The 17,022-nt window shown below is 52.8% G+C and carries 15 protein-coding genes; 9 read left to right on the top strand and 6 right to left on the bottom strand.

From position 1 onward, the window contains the following. Positions 1-132: 132 nt before the first annotated feature. Together rapA and rluA are read left to right on the top strand one after the other, a co-directional pair. A complete protein-coding gene (gene rapA / locus EVX52_RS11465) occupies positions 133-3,030 on the top strand; it encodes an RNA polymerase-associated protein RapA (RefSeq protein WP_129991305.1) in 2,898 nt (965 codons plus the stop codon). 66 nt (positions 3,031-3,096) lie between these two features. Next, positions 3,097-3,798, top strand: a complete 702-nt coding sequence (gene rluA / locus EVX52_RS11460) for a bifunctional tRNA pseudouridine(32) synthase/23S rRNA pseudouridine(746) synthase RluA (RefSeq protein WP_129953224.1) — start codon at positions 3,097-3,099, stop codon at positions 3,796-3,798. Between the two features lie 91 nt (positions 3,799-3,889). On the opposite strand, the gene djlA is transcribed toward rluA, so the two are convergent. Continuing rightward, entirely contained in the window at positions 3,890-4,711 is an 822-nt protein-coding gene (gene djlA / locus EVX52_RS11455) for a co-chaperone DjlA (RefSeq protein WP_129953225.1), read from the bottom strand. Positions 4,712-4,892: 181 nt separating this feature from the next. Between djlA and lptD the strand changes: the two genes are divergently transcribed. The 6 genes from lptD to apaH all read left to right on the top strand — a co-directional run bounded on the left by lptD (position 4,893) and on the right by apaH (position 11,722). Then, the gene (gene lptD, locus EVX52_RS11450) at positions 4,893-7,268 is read left to right on the top strand and encodes an LPS assembly protein LptD (protein WP_129953226.1); all 2,376 of its coding nucleotides are present in this window, start codon (positions 4,893-4,895) and stop codon (positions 7,266-7,268) included. 86 nt (positions 7,269-7,354) lie between these two features. Then, complete coding sequence (gene surA, locus EVX52_RS11445; protein ID WP_129953227.1) at positions 7,355-8,650, top strand: peptidylprolyl isomerase SurA; 1,296 nt, start codon at positions 7,355-7,357, stop codon at positions 8,648-8,650. Beyond that, positions 8,640-9,647, top strand: coding sequence for a 4-hydroxythreonine-4-phosphate dehydrogenase PdxA (gene pdxA, locus EVX52_RS11440; RefSeq protein ID WP_129991304.1), 1,008 nt, complete (start codon positions 8,640-8,642; stop codon positions 9,645-9,647). The genes surA and pdxA overlap by 11 nt, the downstream gene beginning before the upstream one ends. 5 nt (positions 9,648-9,652) lie before the next feature. Next, positions 9,653-10,480: a 16S rRNA (adenine(1518)-N(6)/adenine(1519)-N(6))-dimethyltransferase RsmA gene (gene rsmA / locus EVX52_RS11435; RefSeq protein ID WP_129953229.1), complete on the top strand. Its 828-nt coding sequence runs from the start codon at positions 9,653-9,655 to the stop codon at positions 10,478-10,480. Positions 10,481-10,484: 4 nt separating this feature from the next. Continuing rightward, positions 10,485-10,862, top strand: a complete 378-nt coding sequence (apaG, locus tag EVX52_RS11430; RefSeq protein ID WP_129953230.1) for a Co2+/Mg2+ efflux protein ApaG — start codon at positions 10,485-10,487, stop codon at positions 10,860-10,862. 5 nt (positions 10,863-10,867) lie between these two features. Beyond that, positions 10,868-11,722 carry a bis(5'-nucleosyl)-tetraphosphatase (symmetrical) ApaH gene (apaH, locus tag EVX52_RS11425; RefSeq protein WP_129953231.1) on the top strand — a complete coding sequence of 285 codons (855 nt, stop codon included), beginning with the start codon at positions 10,868-10,870 and terminating at the stop codon, positions 11,720-11,722. Between the two features lie 72 nt (positions 11,723-11,794). On the opposite strand, the gene folA is transcribed toward apaH, so the two are convergent. The 3 genes from folA to EVX52_RS11410 all read right to left on the bottom strand — a co-directional run bounded on the left by folA (position 11,795) and on the right by EVX52_RS11410 (position 13,819). Continuing rightward, positions 11,795-12,280: a type 3 dihydrofolate reductase gene (folA, locus tag EVX52_RS11420; RefSeq protein WP_129953232.1), complete on the bottom strand. Its 486-nt coding sequence runs from the start codon at positions 12,278-12,280 to the stop codon at positions 11,795-11,797. A gap of 268 nt (positions 12,281-12,548) precedes the next feature. Beyond that, complete coding sequence (locus EVX52_RS11415) at positions 12,549-13,013, bottom strand: threonine/serine exporter (RefSeq protein WP_165383731.1); 465 nt, start codon at positions 13,011-13,013, stop codon at positions 12,549-12,551. Further along, on the bottom strand, positions 13,010-13,819 hold the full coding sequence (locus tag EVX52_RS11410; RefSeq protein ID WP_129991303.1) for a threonine/serine exporter ThrE family protein: 810 nt from the start codon (positions 13,817-13,819) through the stop codon (positions 13,010-13,012). Before EVX52_RS11410 ends, EVX52_RS11415 begins: the two co-directional genes overlap by 4 nt. Positions 13,820-13,924: 105 nt before the next feature. Here EVX52_RS11410 and EVX52_RS11405 point away from each other — a divergent pair, with 105 nt between their 5' ends. After that, positions 13,925-14,539: a LysE family transporter gene (locus EVX52_RS11405; RefSeq protein ID WP_129991302.1), complete on the top strand. Its 615-nt coding sequence runs from the start codon at positions 13,925-13,927 to the stop codon at positions 14,537-14,539. A 57-nt stretch (positions 14,540-14,596) separates the two neighbouring features. Here the strand turns inward: EVX52_RS11405 and kefC are convergent, their stop codons facing one another. Both kefC and kefF read right to left on the bottom strand, forming a co-directional pair. Next, positions 14,597-16,450, bottom strand: a complete 1,854-nt coding sequence (gene kefC, locus EVX52_RS11400; RefSeq protein WP_129953236.1) for a glutathione-regulated potassium-efflux system protein KefC — start codon at positions 16,448-16,450, stop codon at positions 14,597-14,599. Beyond that, the gene (kefF, locus tag EVX52_RS11395; protein WP_129953237.1) at positions 16,443-16,997 is read right to left on the bottom strand and encodes a glutathione-regulated potassium-efflux system oxidoreductase KefF; all 555 of its coding nucleotides are present in this window, start codon (positions 16,995-16,997) and stop codon (positions 16,443-16,445) included. Before kefF ends, kefC begins: the two co-directional genes overlap by 8 nt. Between the last annotated feature and the right edge of the window lie 25 nt (positions 16,998-17,022).

Genomic DNA, 17,022 nt, shown 5'->3' with positions numbered 1-17,022 from the left:
TGAATCATCCTCACACAGTGAATCACTCCGCGCCTACGGGCGGGGAAAGAAAACTATTGCCCGTGAAACATCCCGGGCTGAACAAGCATTGCGCAGTCGCCGTATACAGAGCAAACAACACAGAGAGAGATTATGCCGTTTACATTGGGTCAACGCTGGATAAGCGATACGGAAAGCGAATTAGGATTAGGAACCGTGGTAGCGCTGGATGTGCGCATGGTCACCCTGCTTTTCCCCGCCACCGGTGAAAACCGTTTGTATGCCCGAAATGATTCCCCGATCACCCGCGTGATGTTCAACCCCGGTGATACCATTAGCTGTCACGAAGGCTGGCAGTTGCAGGTCGAAGAAGTTGTTGAAGACAAAGGTCTGTTGACCTATATCGGCACCCGCCTGGACACAGAAGAAACCGGTGTTGCCATGCGCGAGGTGCTGCTTGACAGCAAACTGACCTTCAGCAAACCGCAGGATCGTCTGTTCGCCGGTCAGATTGACCGCATGGACCGTTTTGCCCTGCGTTTCCGCGCCCGTAAATATCAGCGGGAGCAGTTCCGGCTGGAATTCGGCGGCCTGCGTGGTATGCGCGCCAGCCTGATCCCACATCAGTTACACATCGCTTACGAAGTGGGTCAGCGCCATGCGCCGCGCGTTTTACTGGCCGATGAAGTGGGTCTGGGTAAAACCATCGAAGCGGGCATGATTATTCATCAGCAACTGTTGTCCGGCCGTGCTGAACGCGTACTGATCGTGGTGCCGGAAACCTTGCAACATCAGTGGCTGGTAGAAATGCTGCGCCGCTTCAATCTGCGCTTCTCTTTGTTTGATGATGACCGCTACGCTGAATCCGTACACGAAGCGACAAACCCGTTTGAAACGGAACAACTGGTGATCTGTTCCCTTGATTTCGTCCGCCGCAATAAATCCCGTCTCGAGCAGTTATCTGATGCTGCCTGGGACATGCTGGTGGTCGATGAAGCCCACCATCTGGTGTGGAGCGAAGACACGCCGAGCCGCGAATATCAGGTTATCGAACAGCTTTCTCAGCAAATCCCGAGTGTTCTGCTGCTGACCGCTACGCCGGAACAACTGGGTCAGGAAAGCCACTTTGCACGTCTGCGCCTGCTGGATCCGGACCGTTTCCACGATTACGAAGAATTCATCGAAGAACAACAGCAATATCAGCCGGTAGCCGATGCCGTAACGTTATTGCTGAACAAAGAACCGCTGACGCCGGAAGCCCTGGCGCTGCTGGGTGAAAGTGTCGGAAATGCGGATACCGATGCCCTGCTGGCCGCCGCCAATAAAGGCGACGAAGCCGCAGCAAAACAACTGGTTTCCATGCTGATGGACCGCCACGGCACCAGCCGCGTGCTGTTCCGCAACACCCGTAATGGCGTGAAAGGTTTCCCTGAACGCCATCTGCACGCCGTGAAACTTCCGCTGCCGACGCAATATCAGACTGCGATTAAAGTCTCAGGCATTATGGGCGCGAAGAAAACCGCCGAAGCGCGTGCGCACGATATGTTGTATCCGGAACAGATTTATCAGGAATTTGAAGGCGAGAACGCCACCTGGTGGAACTTTGATCCGCGCGTCGAGTGGCTGCTGGGTTATCTGACAGCTAACCGTGACGAAAAAGTCCTGGTGATCTGTGCGAAAGCCGCCACAGCCTTGCAACTGGAACAAGTTCTGCGTGAGCGTGAAGCGATCCGCGCAGCGGTGTTCCACGAAGGGTTGTCGATCATTGAACGTGACCGCGCTGCCGCATACTTTGCTTCCCAGGAAGAAGGTGCCCAGGTTCTGCTATGTTCTGAAATAGGATCCGAAGGCCGTAACTTCCAGTTCGCCAGCAAAATGGTGATGTTCGACCTGCCGTTCAACCCGGATCTGCTGGAACAGCGTATCGGACGTCTGGATCGTATCGGGCAGCAAAACAATATCGATATTATGGTGCCTTACCTCGAACAGACTGCGCAATCGGTTCTGGTGCGCTGGTTCCATGAAGGTCTTGATGCATTCGAGCATACCTGCCCGACCGGCCGCACTATTTATGACAGTGCTTATGATCAGTTGATTGCGTTCCTGGCGACACCTGCCGAACAGGAAGGACTGGACGACTTCATCCTCAAATGTCGTGCAGAACATGACGCGCTGAAAGAGAAGCTGGAAAATGGCCGCGACCGCCTGCTGGAGATGCATTCCAACGGCGGCGAGCAGGCACAGCAACTGGCAAAGGAAATCGGTGAGCAGGATAACGACGTCAATCTGGTGAACTTTGCGCTGAACCTGTTCGACATCGTCGGCATTAATCAGGAGGATCGCAGCGATAACCTGATCGTTCTGACGCCGTCTGATCATATGCTGGTACCGGATTTCCCCGGACTGCCGGAAGACGGTTGTACCGTCACTTTCGATCGTGAACAGGCGCTTTCGCGTGAAGATGCACAGTTCATCAGCTGGGAACATCCGATCGTGCGTAACGGTCTGGATCTGATCCTTTCCGGCGATACCGGCAGTTGTGCGGTATCGATCCTGAAAAACAAAGCGCTGCCGGTTGGCACCTTGCTGGCGGAACTGGTTTACGTGGTGGAATGTCAGGCACCGAAACATCTGCAACTGACCCGCTTCCTGCCACCGACACCGGTGCGTATGCTGATGGATCGCAAAGGGACCAACCTGGCGGCTCAGGTCGAATTTGAGAGTTTTAACCGTCAGCTGAATGCCATCAACCGACACAACTCCAGCAAGCTGGTGAATGCCGTGCAGCAGGATGTTCACGCCATGTTGCAACAGGCTGAAGCGGAAATCGCCGAACAGGCACGGGCTCTGATTGAAGCGGCGAAAGTCGAAGCGGACGAACAACTGACCAAAGAGCTGGACCGCCTGAAAGCGCTGAAAGAAGTCAACCCGAACATTCGTGATGACGAGCTGGAATCGGTAGACTCTAACCGTAAGCAGGTGCTGGCAAATCTGAACGATGCCAGCTGGCGCCTGGATGCGATCCGCCTTGTGGTGGTGAGCCATCAGTAAGCCCGACGGGATGCGGCCGGTTTGCATCCCTTCTTTATTTTAACCCGAATGCAGACGTAAAACGCTATGAGCGAACATCAACCGATTATCCCTGAACCGTCGAAAACCCGGCCGCTGGAGAATTATAATCCGCCGACCAATCCCTGGTTACAGGTGATTTTTCAGGATGAACACATCATGGTGGTCAACAAACCGAGCGGGTTGCTTTCTGTTCCAGGCAAACTGGCCGAGCATCAGGACAGTCTGATGACACGGATTCAGCGTGAATTTCCTGACGCTGAATCCGTCCATCGTCTGGATATGTCCACCAGCGGTGTGATCGTGGTGGCGCTGACGAAAGAGGCCGAGCGTGAACTTAAACGCCAGTTCCGCGAGCGCGAAACCAAGAAAGTGTATATCGCACGCGTCTGGGGACGGGTTGAAGAAGATTACGGTATTATCGATTTGCCGCTGATTTGCGACTATCCCAACCGGCCGAAACAGAAAGTGTGTCACGAGACCGGCAAGAAGGCACTGACGCAGTATGAGGTGATGTCATGGGATGATGACGGCACTACGCGGGTGAAACTGCGGCCGATCACCGGACGTTCGCACCAGCTACGCGTACATCTGCTCGCGCTCGGGCACCCGATTCTGGGCGATAAATTCTATGCTCACTCTCAGGCGCTGGCGGCGGCAGATCGTCTGCAGCTGCATGCCCAGGAGTTATCGTTTTATCATCCGATCACTGACGCCCCGTTGGTGTTTAATTGTGAGCCGGACTTTTAATCCTTTCTGCTCCTGTCGGTAAAAAAACAAAAAAGGCGCTGAATTCAGCGCCTTTGTCTTTTGCATCACGTTTGTCTCAACGCCAAAAGTTTTATTTAAAACCTTTCTCGCGTTTGATCAGATCATACGCCGCCTGAATTGCCTGCGCTTTTTCCTTCGCCATTTCCATCATTTCCGGCGGCAAACCTTTTGCCACCAGTTTGTCAGGATGATGCTCACCCATCAGTTTGCGGTACGCACGTTTAATCGTCGTCGCATCATCGGTGGCATTGACGCCCAGCACTTTGCAGGCATCTGCCAGCGTCGGGCCTTGTTGCGTCTGATGATAACCACCACCATAAGAACGTCCGCCCTGCTGATGTCCCCCAAACTGCTGGCCGCCTTCCATCATGCGCAGGAACTGATCGAACTGCATCCGTGAAATTCCGAGCTCTTCGGCAATCACATACAGTACTTCACGTTCGTTGGGATGCAATGAACCGTCGGCATACGCCGCCTGGATCTGAATTTCCAGAAAAGTCCGTATCAGGTCAAAGCGACCAAAACACACACTGCGCAGTTCGCGCATTTTCTCACGTAAGGGATAATCAGCTTCTTTCCCGTCACGAAAGGCGCGTTGTGCGGCTTCGCGCTGCTCGCCGTGCAACTGCATCCGTTCCATGTAGAGACTGGCGATCTGAATATCCGCCTCGGTAACCCTGCCTTTTGATTTAGTCAGATTTCCCATCACCTCAAACGTGGTGCGGAAAAAGATGGTTTGACGTGTCTGCTGATCGGCAAAATACCCTTTACGTCTCGCTGAACGCGCGGTATCAAACATATGCCCTATCAGCAGCCCTGCTACAATTCCCCAGAAGCCTAAACCGGACCATAAGCCCAGGATAAGTCCGAGCAGTTTTCCCCAATACTGCATATACTCCTCAATTCGCCATGCCGTCGCTTAAAAATTGCTTTATCATAACCGGCATTTATCGTTGTGCCTAACGGCAGCAACGTAACAGGTGGGATTTAACACTAGCGCAACCATGATGAGTGAGATAGTCTCTGACCGTTTGCCGGCATGATGCCTCTGATGACGGAACACCATTTTACGTATGAAAAACAGACGTCTGAAAACACGCTTACCGACAATGCTGGCCGCCACAATCTGGTCAGTATTGTACAGTCACGGCGCAATGGCCGATCTCGCAGCACAATGTATGCTCGGCGTTCCGACCTATGACAAACCTTTGGTGCAGGGTGATCCTAATTCACTGCCTGTGACCATCAACGCCGATAAGGCGACCGGCAACTACCCTGACAGTGCGCTGTTTAGTGGCAACGTTAACGTTGTCCAGGGTAACAGCACGCTGGATGCTGATCAGGTTCAGCTTAATCAAATCGCCAATCCTAATCAGCCCACCCCGACCCGAACCGCTACTGCGATCGGCAACGTGCGTTATAACGATAACCAAATCAAGCTGAATGGCCCGAAAGGCTTTGCGAACCTGACCACCAAAGATACTGACGTTCAGGATGGCGACTACCAGATGGTCGGCCGTCAGGGACGGGGTCAGGCTGACAAGATGAAGCAGCGTGACAATAACCGTTACACTATTATGGATAACGGTACATTTACCACCTGTTTGCCTGGCGATAACAGCTGGAGCGTCGTGGGTTCTGAAGTGATTCAGGATCGTCAGGAAGAAGTCGCTGAAATCTGGAATGCCCGCTTCCATATTGGTCCGGTGCCGGTGTTCTACAGCCCGTACATGCAGTTGCCGATTGGTAATAAGCGTCGTTCCGGTTTCCTTATCCCGAACGCCAACTACAGCAGCAATAATGGCTTTGGCGTCACCGTTCCTTATTACTGGAACATTGCGCCAAACTACGACGCCACGATCACGCCAAATTACATGAGCAACCGTGGTCTGCAATTGCAGAATGAATTCCGCTACCTGACCGTTGCCGGTGCAGGTCTGATGGAATTCGATTATCTCGGCAATGATAAGAAAATTGACGAGCAGTATGTTGCCGATGAAAACCGTACCAGCGATAAAACCAAGCGCTGGATGTATTACTGGCGACATGCCGGTGTATACGATCAGGTATGGCGTTTCAACATCGACTACACCAAGGTCAGTGACCCTTACTACTTCACCGATTTCGATTCGAAATACGGTTCCAGTACTGACGGCTATTCCACGCAAAAATTCAGCGTAGGTTACGCCAACCAAAACTGGGACGTCACACTGGCCAGTAAGCAGTTCCAGGTATTCTCTGATTTCGGTAACACCAACGCTTACCGTGCTCAGCCACAGCTGGACATTAACTATTACAAAAATGATGTGGGTCCGTTTGACCTGCATCTGTACGGTCAGGCGGTCAAATTCACCAGCGTAAACCCTGACAATCCGGAAGCAGTACGTACTCACTTCGAACCAACGCTCAGCCTGCCACTCAGTAATGGCTGGGGAAGTCTGGATAACGAAGTGAAGCTGATGGCGACCCACTATCAGCAGGATATTCCGGACGCATATTATGATAACAATCCGAATACCAAACTGCGTTCTTCCGTGAACCGTGTGATGCCTGAGTTTAAAAGCGACGGCAAAATGGTATTTGACCGGACGATGGACTGGAACAGTGACTACACCCAGACCCTCGAACCGCGCGTGCAGTACCTGTATATCCCGTACCGTAACCAGAGCTCGGTCAATACCTATGACTCGACGCTGCTACAGTCCGACTACACGGGCCTGTTCCGTGATAAAAGCTACAGTGGTCTTGACCGTATTGCCTCTGCAAACCAGGTGGCGAGCGGTTTAACCACCCGTATCTATGACGAAAATCTGGAAGAGCGCTTTAATGCGTCTGCCGGTCAGATTTATTACTTCCAGCCGCCACGTACCGGTGACGTTGATAGCGTACTGGATAAAAATAATGATACGGGCAGCCTGGTGTGGGCCGGTGACAGCTACTACAAAATCAACAATTTCTGGGGTATTCGTGGGGGCGTACAGTATGACACCCGTCTGGATGCGCTGGCTTTAGGCGATGCTGTGCTGGAGTATCGTGCAGACTCAGAAAGAATGGTTCAGCTGAGCTACCGTTATGCCAGCCCGGAATATATTCAGGCGACGTTACCTAACGTCACCAACCCGGGTTATCAGGACGGTATTTCGCAAGTTGGCGGCATAGCCAGTTGGCCGATTGCTGACCGCTGGGCGATCGTGGGTGCGTACTATTACGACACCAAAGCGCAACAACCTGCCGATCAGCTGATTGGCTTGCAATACAATACCTGTTGCTGGGCTGTCAACGTTGGCTACGAACGTAAGATCACCAACTACGATACGGTTAAGTCAGAAAGTAAGTACGATAATAAGATTGGTTTCAATATTGAACTTAGAGGCCTGGGTAACAATCAAACCCTCGGAACGAAAGAAATGTTGTCACGCGGCATACTGCCTTATCAACGCGCTTTCTAAGCCCGAAACACGATTCATTTCGTGAAGACACGACGAACTCAGTGAACTTGAAACCCGCGCTTGCGGATTAGACAAATGGAAAAAGTATGAAGAACTGGAGAACACTTCTCCTCGGCGTGACGCTTTGTGCCAGCACTGCGTTTGCTGCCCCTCAGGAAGTTGATAAAGTAGCCGCCGTCGTAAATAACGGCGTCGTATTACAAAGTGACGTAGATGGCTTGTTTAATTCTGTAAAGCAGCAGGCAAAGCAGGCTAATCAACAGTTACCGGATGATGCGACTCTGCGTCATCAAATCCTCGATCGTTTGATCATGGACCAGATCCAGTTGCAGATGGCGACCCGCATGGGCATCACGCCAACCGATCAGGACGTTGATAAAGCCATTGCCGGTATTGCACAGCAAAACAACATTTCCGTTGATCAACTGCGCAGCCGTCTGGCGTATGACGGGATGAACTACAACACTTACCGTACTCAGATCCGCAAGGAAATGATCATCAGCGAAGTACGGAACAGTGAAGTGCGTCGCCGTGTCACCATTCTGCCTCAGGAAGTGGAGCAACTTGCCAAACAGGTTGCGGCTCAGAATGGCAGCGGTGCTGAGTTTAATCTCAGCCACATTCTCCTTCCGCTGCCGGAAAATCCGACTCAGGATCAGGTTGATTCTGCAGAGCAGCTGGCGAAGAAAATTGTCGCTGATCTGAACAATGGTGCGGACTTCGGCAAACTGGCTATCACCTACTCGGCTGATTCCCAGGCGCTGAAAGGCGGCAACATGGGTTGGGGCAAATTGCAGGAACTGCCTTCCCTCTTTGCTCAGGCGTTAAGCACTGCACAGAAAGGTCAGATTATTGGCCCTATCCGTTCAGGTGTGGGCTTCCACATTCTGAAAGTGAACGATATCCGTGGCGACAATAAAACGGTTTCTGTCACCGAGGTTCATGCCCGTCACATCCTGCTGAAACCTTCTGTCGTGATGACAGACGCGCAGGCGCGTGCGAAGCTGGAACAGGTTGCAGCTGATATCAAGAGCGGTAAAGCCACATTCGCTGATGAAGCTAAACAGCTTTCTCAGGATCCGGGTTCTGCCAATCAGGGCGGCGATTTAGGTTGGGCGTCACCAGACATGTACGATCCTGCGTTCCGTGATGCGTTGATGAACCTGAAAAAAGGCGAAATCAGTGCACCTGTTCACTCTTCGTTCGGCTGGCATTTGATCCAACTTCTCGACACCCGCCAGGTTGATAAAACAGATGCGGCGCAGAAAGAACGTGCTTACCGTATGCTGTTCAACCGCAAATTTGCGGAAGAAGCCCAGACGTGGATGCAGGAACAACGTGCTGAAGCCTATGTGAAAATTATGGACGGGAATGGAAAATAATACTTCCGTGACAAAATCTGTGGTCATTACCCCCGGCGAACCCGCCGGGGTTGGGCCGGATCTGGTGCTGGCGCTGGCTCAGCAGGCATGGCCTGTTGAGTTAGTGGTCTGTGCCGATCCGGCCTTACTGCTTGAGCGTGCCGCTAAACTTGGCCTGAATATCCGTTTGCAAGATTATCAGAAAGCGCGTCCGCCAGAGCCGCAGGCTGCGGGCACATTGACCATTTTGCCAGTGAAACTCGCCGTGCCGGTGACGGCGGGTAAACTTGACGTAGCCAATGCGCCTTACGTGGTGGAAACGCTGACACGCGCCTGCGACGGTGCGATCAGTGGCGAATTCGCCGCACTGATCACCGGCCCGGTTCAAAAAAGCATTATCAACGATGCCGGCATTCCTTTCATCGGTCATACCGAATTCTTCGCCGATCGCAGCCATTGCGACCGTGTTGTGATGATGCTGGCAACTGAAGAATTGCGCGTTGCGCTGGCGACGACGCACTTGCCTCTGCTGGCAGTGCCGGCCGCGATTACCCGCCAGTGTCTGCATGAAGTAATCACTATTTTGCATCATGATCTGAAAACGAAATTTGGTATTACCGAGCCGCAAATTTATGTGTGTGGTCTGAATCCACATGCGGGCGAAGGTGGCCACATGGGGCACGAAGAGATCGACATTATCATTCCAGCACTGGACGAACTGCGCCAGCAAGGAATGAATCTCATCGGCCCGCTGCCCGCTGATACGTTATTCCAGCCTAAATATCTGCAACATGCCGATGCTGTTTTATCGATGTATCACGATCAGGGCCTTCCGGTGCTAAAATATCAGGGATTTGGTCGTGCAGTGAATATCACACTCGGCCTGCCTTTTATCCGGACTTCCGTTGATCACGGTACCGCCCTTGAACTCGCCGCCACCGGCACCGCCGATGCGGGCAGTTTCAAGACAGCAATAAATCTCGCCATCCATATGGCAAATAACAGCAACGATAAATAACAACAATGAATAGTAGAGTCCACCAAGGTCACTTTGCCCGTAAACGTTTTGGGCAAAACTTCTTAACCGATCAATTTGTTATCGATAGCATCGTGTCGGCCATTCACCCTATGCCGGGCGAGGCTGTCGTTGAAATCGGTCCGGGTCTGGCGGCATTAACTGAGCCTGTTGCTTCACGCCTGGACAGCATGACGGTTATCGAACTTGACCGCGATCTGGCTGCGCGGCTGGAAACCAATCCGAAATTTCAGGGCAAATTGCGGGTTATCCAGTCTGATGCGATGAAAATCAATTTTGGCGAGTTGTCAGAAGAACTCGGTCAACCGCTGCGCGTGTTTGGCAACTTGCCGTACAATATTTCCACACCGCTGATGTTCCACCTCTTCACCTATACGAATGCCATTAAAGACATGCACTTTATGTTGCAAAAGGAAGTGGTTAACCGTCTGGTTGCAGGGCCGAACAGCAAGGCGTATGGTCGCTTAACGGTCATGGCACAATATTACTGTAATGTGATCCCGGTTCTGGAAGTACCGCCGGAATCCTTTACACCGGCGCCTAAAGTCGAATCGGCGGTGGTACGTTTAGTGCCACATGAAGTGATCCCGTACCCGGTACCGGATATTCGTATTCTGAGCCGTCTGACCACCGATGCTTTTAACCAGCGTCGTAAAACTGTGCGCAACAGCCTCGGCCATCTGTTCACTCCTGAGCAAATGACCGAACTGGGCTTAGATCTCAGCATGCGTGCTGAAAATATTTCAGTAGAACAATTTTGTAAACTGGCTAACTGGTTATCAACACGACCTAAAACCCCGGAACTTCAGGAGTAGCGCTATGCTTAATTCGCCCCGCGTTTGTGTTCAGGTGCAAAGTATCTACGTTGAGTCACAGTCGATACCCGAAGAAGAACGTTTTGTCTTCGCTTACACCATTACCATCCGCAATCTGGGGCGTTTTAGTGTGCAACTGCTCCGCCGTTACTGGTTGATCACTAACAGTAACGGCCGTCAGACTGAAGTCCAGGGCGAAGGGGTTATCGGTGAACAACCGCTGATCCTGCCCGGCAATGAATTTCACTACACCAGCGGTGCCATTTTAGAAACGCCGCTGGGCACGATGGAAGGCCATTATGAAATGGTCACACAAGACGGTGAAACCTTCCGTGTGCCTGTTCCGGTCTTCCGGCTCGCCATCCCTACGCTGATAAATTAATCCTCATGTCGACATATCTTATTGGTGATGTTCACGGCTGCATCGATGAACTCAAGGCGCTGTTAGCGCAGGTGGATTTTAATCCGCAAAAAGATGTCCTTTGGCTGACAGGTGATTTGGTCGCCCGCGGTCCGTCCTCGCTTGAAGTGCTGCGTTTTGTCAGCGGCCTGGGGGATTGTGTCCGGATGGTGCTCGGTAACCATGATCTGCATCTGCTGGCGGTTTATGCCGGGATCAGTTTCAACAAACCGAAAGACCGCATCACTCCTCTGCTTGAAGCCGAAGACGCTGACGAACTGCTCAACTGGTTACGCCGCCAGCCGGTCATGCAGGTTGATGAAGATCTGAAACTGGTCATGGCCCACGCGGGGATCACGCCGCAATGGGATCTCGACACCGCCAAAATGTGCGCCCGTGAAGTGGAAGCCGTATTGAGCAGCGATACCTATCCGCTGTTTCTTGATGCGATGTATGGTGATATGCCGAACAACTGGCATCCTGACCTGACCGGTCTGGCACGTTTGCGTTTCAGCACCAACGCTTTCACCCGCATGCGTTACTGCTTCCCGAACGGACAGCTGGATATGATCTGCAAAGATACCCCGGAAAACGCGCCGAAGCCGCTGAAACCCTGGTTTGATATTCCGGGTCCTTTACAGGAAGCAGGATACAGTATCGCATTCGGACACTGGGCATCTCTGGAAGGGAAAGGCGCGCCGGAAGGCATTTATGCGCTGGATACCGGTTGCTGCTGGGGCGGTGACCTGACGATGTTGCGCTGGGAAGACAAAACTTATTTCACTCAGCCTTCAAACCGCCAGAGCGAAAAACAGCACTCTGAGATCCCAAAGGCTGTGTAAGCAAACAGCGGGTATACAGACAGCAAAAAGGCACCTGAGAAAGGTGCCTTTTTATTTCACGCTGCCATAGCATCAGGCGCGGCGATCAAGAATTTCGAAACAATAACCGTGAGAATTCTGCTCATCCGCATCGTGGAATTCGCTGAATGTGCTTTCCCAGTCATCCGGCTCATAATCAGGGAAATGCGTATCCCCTTCCACTTCGGCATCGATGTGAGTCAGATATAAACGGTTGGCCTTCGGCAGCAACTGCTCATAGACACGGCCACCGCCCATTACCATCACTTCTTCCACGTCACCGGCAGCAGCCAGTGCAGCCTCAACAGACGTCACCCAGGTCACGCCTTCATGCTCACCCGGTTTAGAGCTGATGACAATATTCAGCCGGCCTGGTAACGGGCGTCCGATTGACTCAAACGTCTTGCGTCCCATGATGACGGGTTTATTGAGCGTATTACGCTTAAACCAGGCCAGATCACCAGGTAAATGCCAAGGCATAGCGTTTTCCATGCCAATAACGCGATCGGTCGCCAGTGCGGCGATCAGGCTAATAATCATTGTGATGCCCTGTGTAGAAAAAGAATTTGTGCGTGACCCCAAAAAAGAGCTGCCACTATACGGAAAGCCCCATCAGCCGTCGATAGGGAGACGGGCGCTTTACAAAGATATAAGAGAGCTCTTACCCTGCCGGGATATTCTCCGACAGAAGTACCAGTTCCGGCGGTAAAGCAGGTTCAAAAACCGGAAAATTTCGCTGTAATCCAGTCGAAAATGCTGAGCCATACGTTGGCTTGTTGTATTGCCTATCCCCGTTGTACAACAGTGCTTACACACCGGGGCGTTTACGGTACAGCCATAATCCCGGTAATGATAATCCGATAGATAATGCCCCCACGATAAAGCTGGCTTTCAGAAAATGGGTAAGTGCCGACGACACTAACGCTTCGCTGTAGCCCAGATGCGAAATTTCCACCACAGAGATCATCGCCGTGTAGGCAGAAATACCGGGGAACATCGGGATAACGGCGGCAACGGTGAAAACTTTAGGATGTGCCAGTAACCAGCGTGACCAGCGAATGCCCAGAATACCAATCAGTATAGCCGCCAGCAGGGAGGCCCACTCGATGTTCATCCCGCCATGAATAAGCATCATCCGTGTACCGTGGCCAAGCGCACCGAGCAGCGCGCAATACCGCAATGCCCGCGGGGGTACATTAAACACCATCGCAAAGCCCAGTGCAGGCACGGCGGCAAAAAGCATATCCTGGATCAGTGCCCATAAAAGACTCATGACCACCCCCGCAGATCCCACAATGCCATTGCCATGACCACGCCGATGCAAGTCGCCAGAGTCAGCAGGCTGGCCATCGCCCAGCGCGCCAGACCGGTATTCACATGGCCTTTGAACATGTCCGCCACGGCATTAATCAATGGAAAACCCGGTACCAGCAGTAACACACTGGCAGCCATCGCGACGTTTGATGACTGATGGAAAACGTCCAGCCGCAACAGCAATCCTGAAACCGAAGTCGCCACAAATGCCGTACAGCAAAAGTTGATCAGCGGATTCATATGCCGCGCAGTGAGGCTCTGGCGTACGGCCATGGCGATGCCACTGGCGAAAAAAGTGACCGTGAACGCATCCCAGCCGCCACCATTAAGTTTGCTGAAGCACCCGCAGGAGAGCGCCACCATCAATACCATCAGCCAGCGCGGATAGCGCAGCGGTTTGATTCTATGCAGACGTTTTGCCACCAGCGCACTGTCGAGCAGCTTATGCTCAGCCAGGATCACCGTATGCTGGACTTCGGTCACAACCTGCATGTTGATCCCGCGGTCGATATTTTTTCGCGTCGAGGTAAGACAGTAACCGCCGCTTAGCGTGCTGAGCACAATCGCATTGGCGGAGATCGAACTTTCCACCCTGTCCATTCCCAGCGCGACGCCAAGCCTCGCCGATAGCTGTTCAACCAGCATACTTTCGGCGCCGTGCTGCAACAGCATCAGGGCACATTCGATGCACAACCGGGTAATTTCACGTTGATGATGCGCTCCGGGGCTTTCGCGCACCGGGTATTCTATGACCGGATCCTGCATACCATTCACCGCCCGCAAAAAAAGCAATAAGAGTGATTTAACTTACTGAGGATTGGCGTATCATGCCGCCTTCTTTTGCTCCGAACATTGACGACGGTTATTTTCATGCTTGAAACCACCCTTTTTGTTGCCAGTATTGCCTTCCTCGGCATGCTTTCTCCCGGTCCTGATTTCTTTCTGGTCATCAAAAATGCGGCCCGCTATCCGCGCATCGCGGCACTCACGACGTCACTGGGCGTAATTTGCGGCGTGATTACACACATGTCTTACTGTGTGGCCGGTCTGGCAGTGGTGATTACCACCACGCCGTGGTTATTCAATTTGCTGAAATACATCGGTGCGGCATATCTGATCTGGGTCGGTATTCAGGCGTTATTCTCACGCAGCAACAGCAAAATGAACCTCGACGGGATTGAGCCACAGCAGGTGAAATTGCGCGTAGCGTTCATGCAGGGTTATCTGTGTAACCTGCTAAATCCTAAGGCAACATTATTCTTCCTGGCGATGTTCACGCAGGTCTTGCAGATCAATTCCACCTTCGGGGAAAAGCTGTGGTACGCCTCGATTATCGTCGGTTTGTCGGCTATCTGGTGGCCGTCGCTGGCTTTGCTTATCCAGAGCCCGCCGGTACGTCGTGGTCTGGCGAAAGCTCAGAAACTTATCGATAAACTGCTGGGCGGTGTGCTGATCGGTTTAGGCATTAAAGTCGCACTGAGCTGAGTCCGGAAAGGAAAAAACCGGTGCGTCAGGCACCGGTTTTGTGTTTTAACAGGCGGCTTAACCTTTCGCTTCAATCACCTCTTTCTCAGGCGCTTTGCCGTCAATACTGCCACGCCAGCCCTGTTGCTGACCGGAAGCCAGGCGAACCTGATCCTGCTCGATGGCGGCTGTCAGCATGTCTTTCGCACGCTGCATACTGGCGATACGGAATTCGGTATCTTCGTAATTTCCAAGGGTAGCTTCCAGCATTTTCAGATTATAACGACGGAACAGATCGGCTTTTTCACGGGCTTCATACGCATCCAGCCCCAGCACTTCCAGAACATCGCGGCCAACGCGCAGGGAGCCTTCAAACAGTTCACGTTCCGGCGCTTCAACACCCAACTGACGCAACTGGTACCAGTGATCGACATCGCGGGCGCGGGCAATCACTTTCAGATTCGGGAAATGCTCTTTCGCCAGCGCCGTCAGCTGAAGATTGGCTTCCACATCATCGATGGCGTTAATAAGCACTTTGGCCTGGGCGGCACCGGCAGATTCGAGCAAATCAACGCGCGTGGCATCGCCGTAAAATACTTTGGTGCCAAATTTACGCAGCGTTTCAATGTGATCCGGATCGTGATCTAATACCACCGTGTGAACGTTATTAGCCAGCAACAAACGACCGGCAATCTGACCAAAACGCCCGAAACCGGCAATAATCACCTGTGCATTTTCGTCATCAATGGTGTCATGAGGGCGATCATCTTTCGGCGCATTACGCTCAAGACGGGCCGACAGCACCAGCAGTAACGGCGTTACCGCCATGGAAAGTGCCACCGCCAGCGTCAGGGATTTCGACCACGCCACCGGTAACACACCGGCCATTTGTGCGGTGCTGAAAATCACGAATGCAAACTCACTGCCTTGCCCGATTAAGATGGCAAACAGCCCACGCTGCTTTTTCGGCACGCCCAACCAGGGCGCGATCAGCCAAAGTAAAGCGGCTTTCAGTGCCATAAAACCCACCAGCAATGTGGCGATCAGCAGCGGCTGATGGACCAGCGTGCCAAAATCGATGGACATGCCGACGCCGATAAAGAACAGCCCGAGGAGCAGGCCCTTGAACGGCTGAATATCGCTTTCCAGTGCGTGGCGGTATTCAGAACTTGCCAGCAATACACCTGCCAGAAATGCGCCCATTGCCATCGACATACCGGCCATTTCCAGCAAAATGCCGAAGCCGAAGACCAAAAACAGCGCAACGGCACTGAACACTTCACGCATGCCTGAGCGTGCGACAAAGTGCAGCAATGGCCGGGTCACGTAGCGTCCGAGCAACACCACAAGTACCAGCGCACCGGCCACTTTGGCCGCCGACAGGCCAAAGCTCATCAGCGTTGTAGCTTCACCGGTACTCGCCAGTAACGGGATCATCGCTACCAGCGGGATCGCGGCGATATCCTGAAACAGCAATACCGCAAAGGCGCTGCGGCCAAGCGGAGAAGGCGTCAGACTGCGTTCACTCATCGCCTGCATGGCAATTGCCGTGGAGGAAAGTGCCAGCGTCAGGCCGATCAGCAGTGCAATTTTCCAGTCCAGCCCGAGGAAATAACAAAATACGCTGAGCACCGCACCGCAACCCACCATCTGAATGCTGCCGCCGCCAAAAACCGAAGCCCGCATCGTCCATAACCGTTTAGGGTCCAGCTCCAGGCCGATGACAAACAGCATCAGCACCACACCAATTTCTGCGAAGGTCAGAATTGACTCCGCATCCGACACCAGTTTCAGCCCCCATGGGCCAATAATGCAGCCCGCAATCAGGTAGCCCAGCACCGACCCCAGTCCAAGACGCACTGCGATGGGCACAAACAGCGCCGCCGAGCCCAGATAAATGAGCCCTTCGATCATCAGGTTATGGTTATCCAAGACTCACCTCCGGCGGGCAGCCTTCCTTCAGACTCAGACAGGCGGTTAAACGGCGACGATATTCTTCGCCCGCAGCCTTGAGCGCCACTTCATCGCAAATGAACGTGTTGTGCACGGCAAAATACGGCAGCCAGTGCATGCCGCAATAAATGGCCGTCGCCTGCAACGGCTGCGCCAGCACGTCAAAATCAGGATGATCACCCAGTTCAAAATGATGCTCATTACCGCCCGTTGTCACGGCCCACAGACAATGTTTACCGTTCAGTGCATTGCCTTCATGACCATACGCCCAGCCGTGTTCGAGCACTTTGTCTATCCACAGTTTCATCAATGGCGGCAGGCTGTACCACTGGATCGGATGCTGGAAAACCACCAGATCCGCGCGTTCAACGGCTTTCTGTTCAGCAGTGATATCGATATTGAAATCAGGATAGAGGTCGTAGAGCGAACGCACTTCGACATCAGGTAAATCGCTGACTGCTGAGAGCAGCCCCTGGTTGGCCCGGGAATGGCGCGGATAAGGATGGGCGTAAATTATTAAAATCATGCAGGTCTCTTGTCTTATTAGCTTT

The sequence above is a fragment of the Rahnella sp. CFA14(1/10) genome (assembly GCF_004195095.1).
Lineage (GTDB): Bacteria > Pseudomonadota > Gammaproteobacteria > Enterobacterales > Enterobacteriaceae > Rahnella > Rahnella perminowiae.
This window is presented reverse-complemented; position numbering and strand designations above follow the sequence as displayed.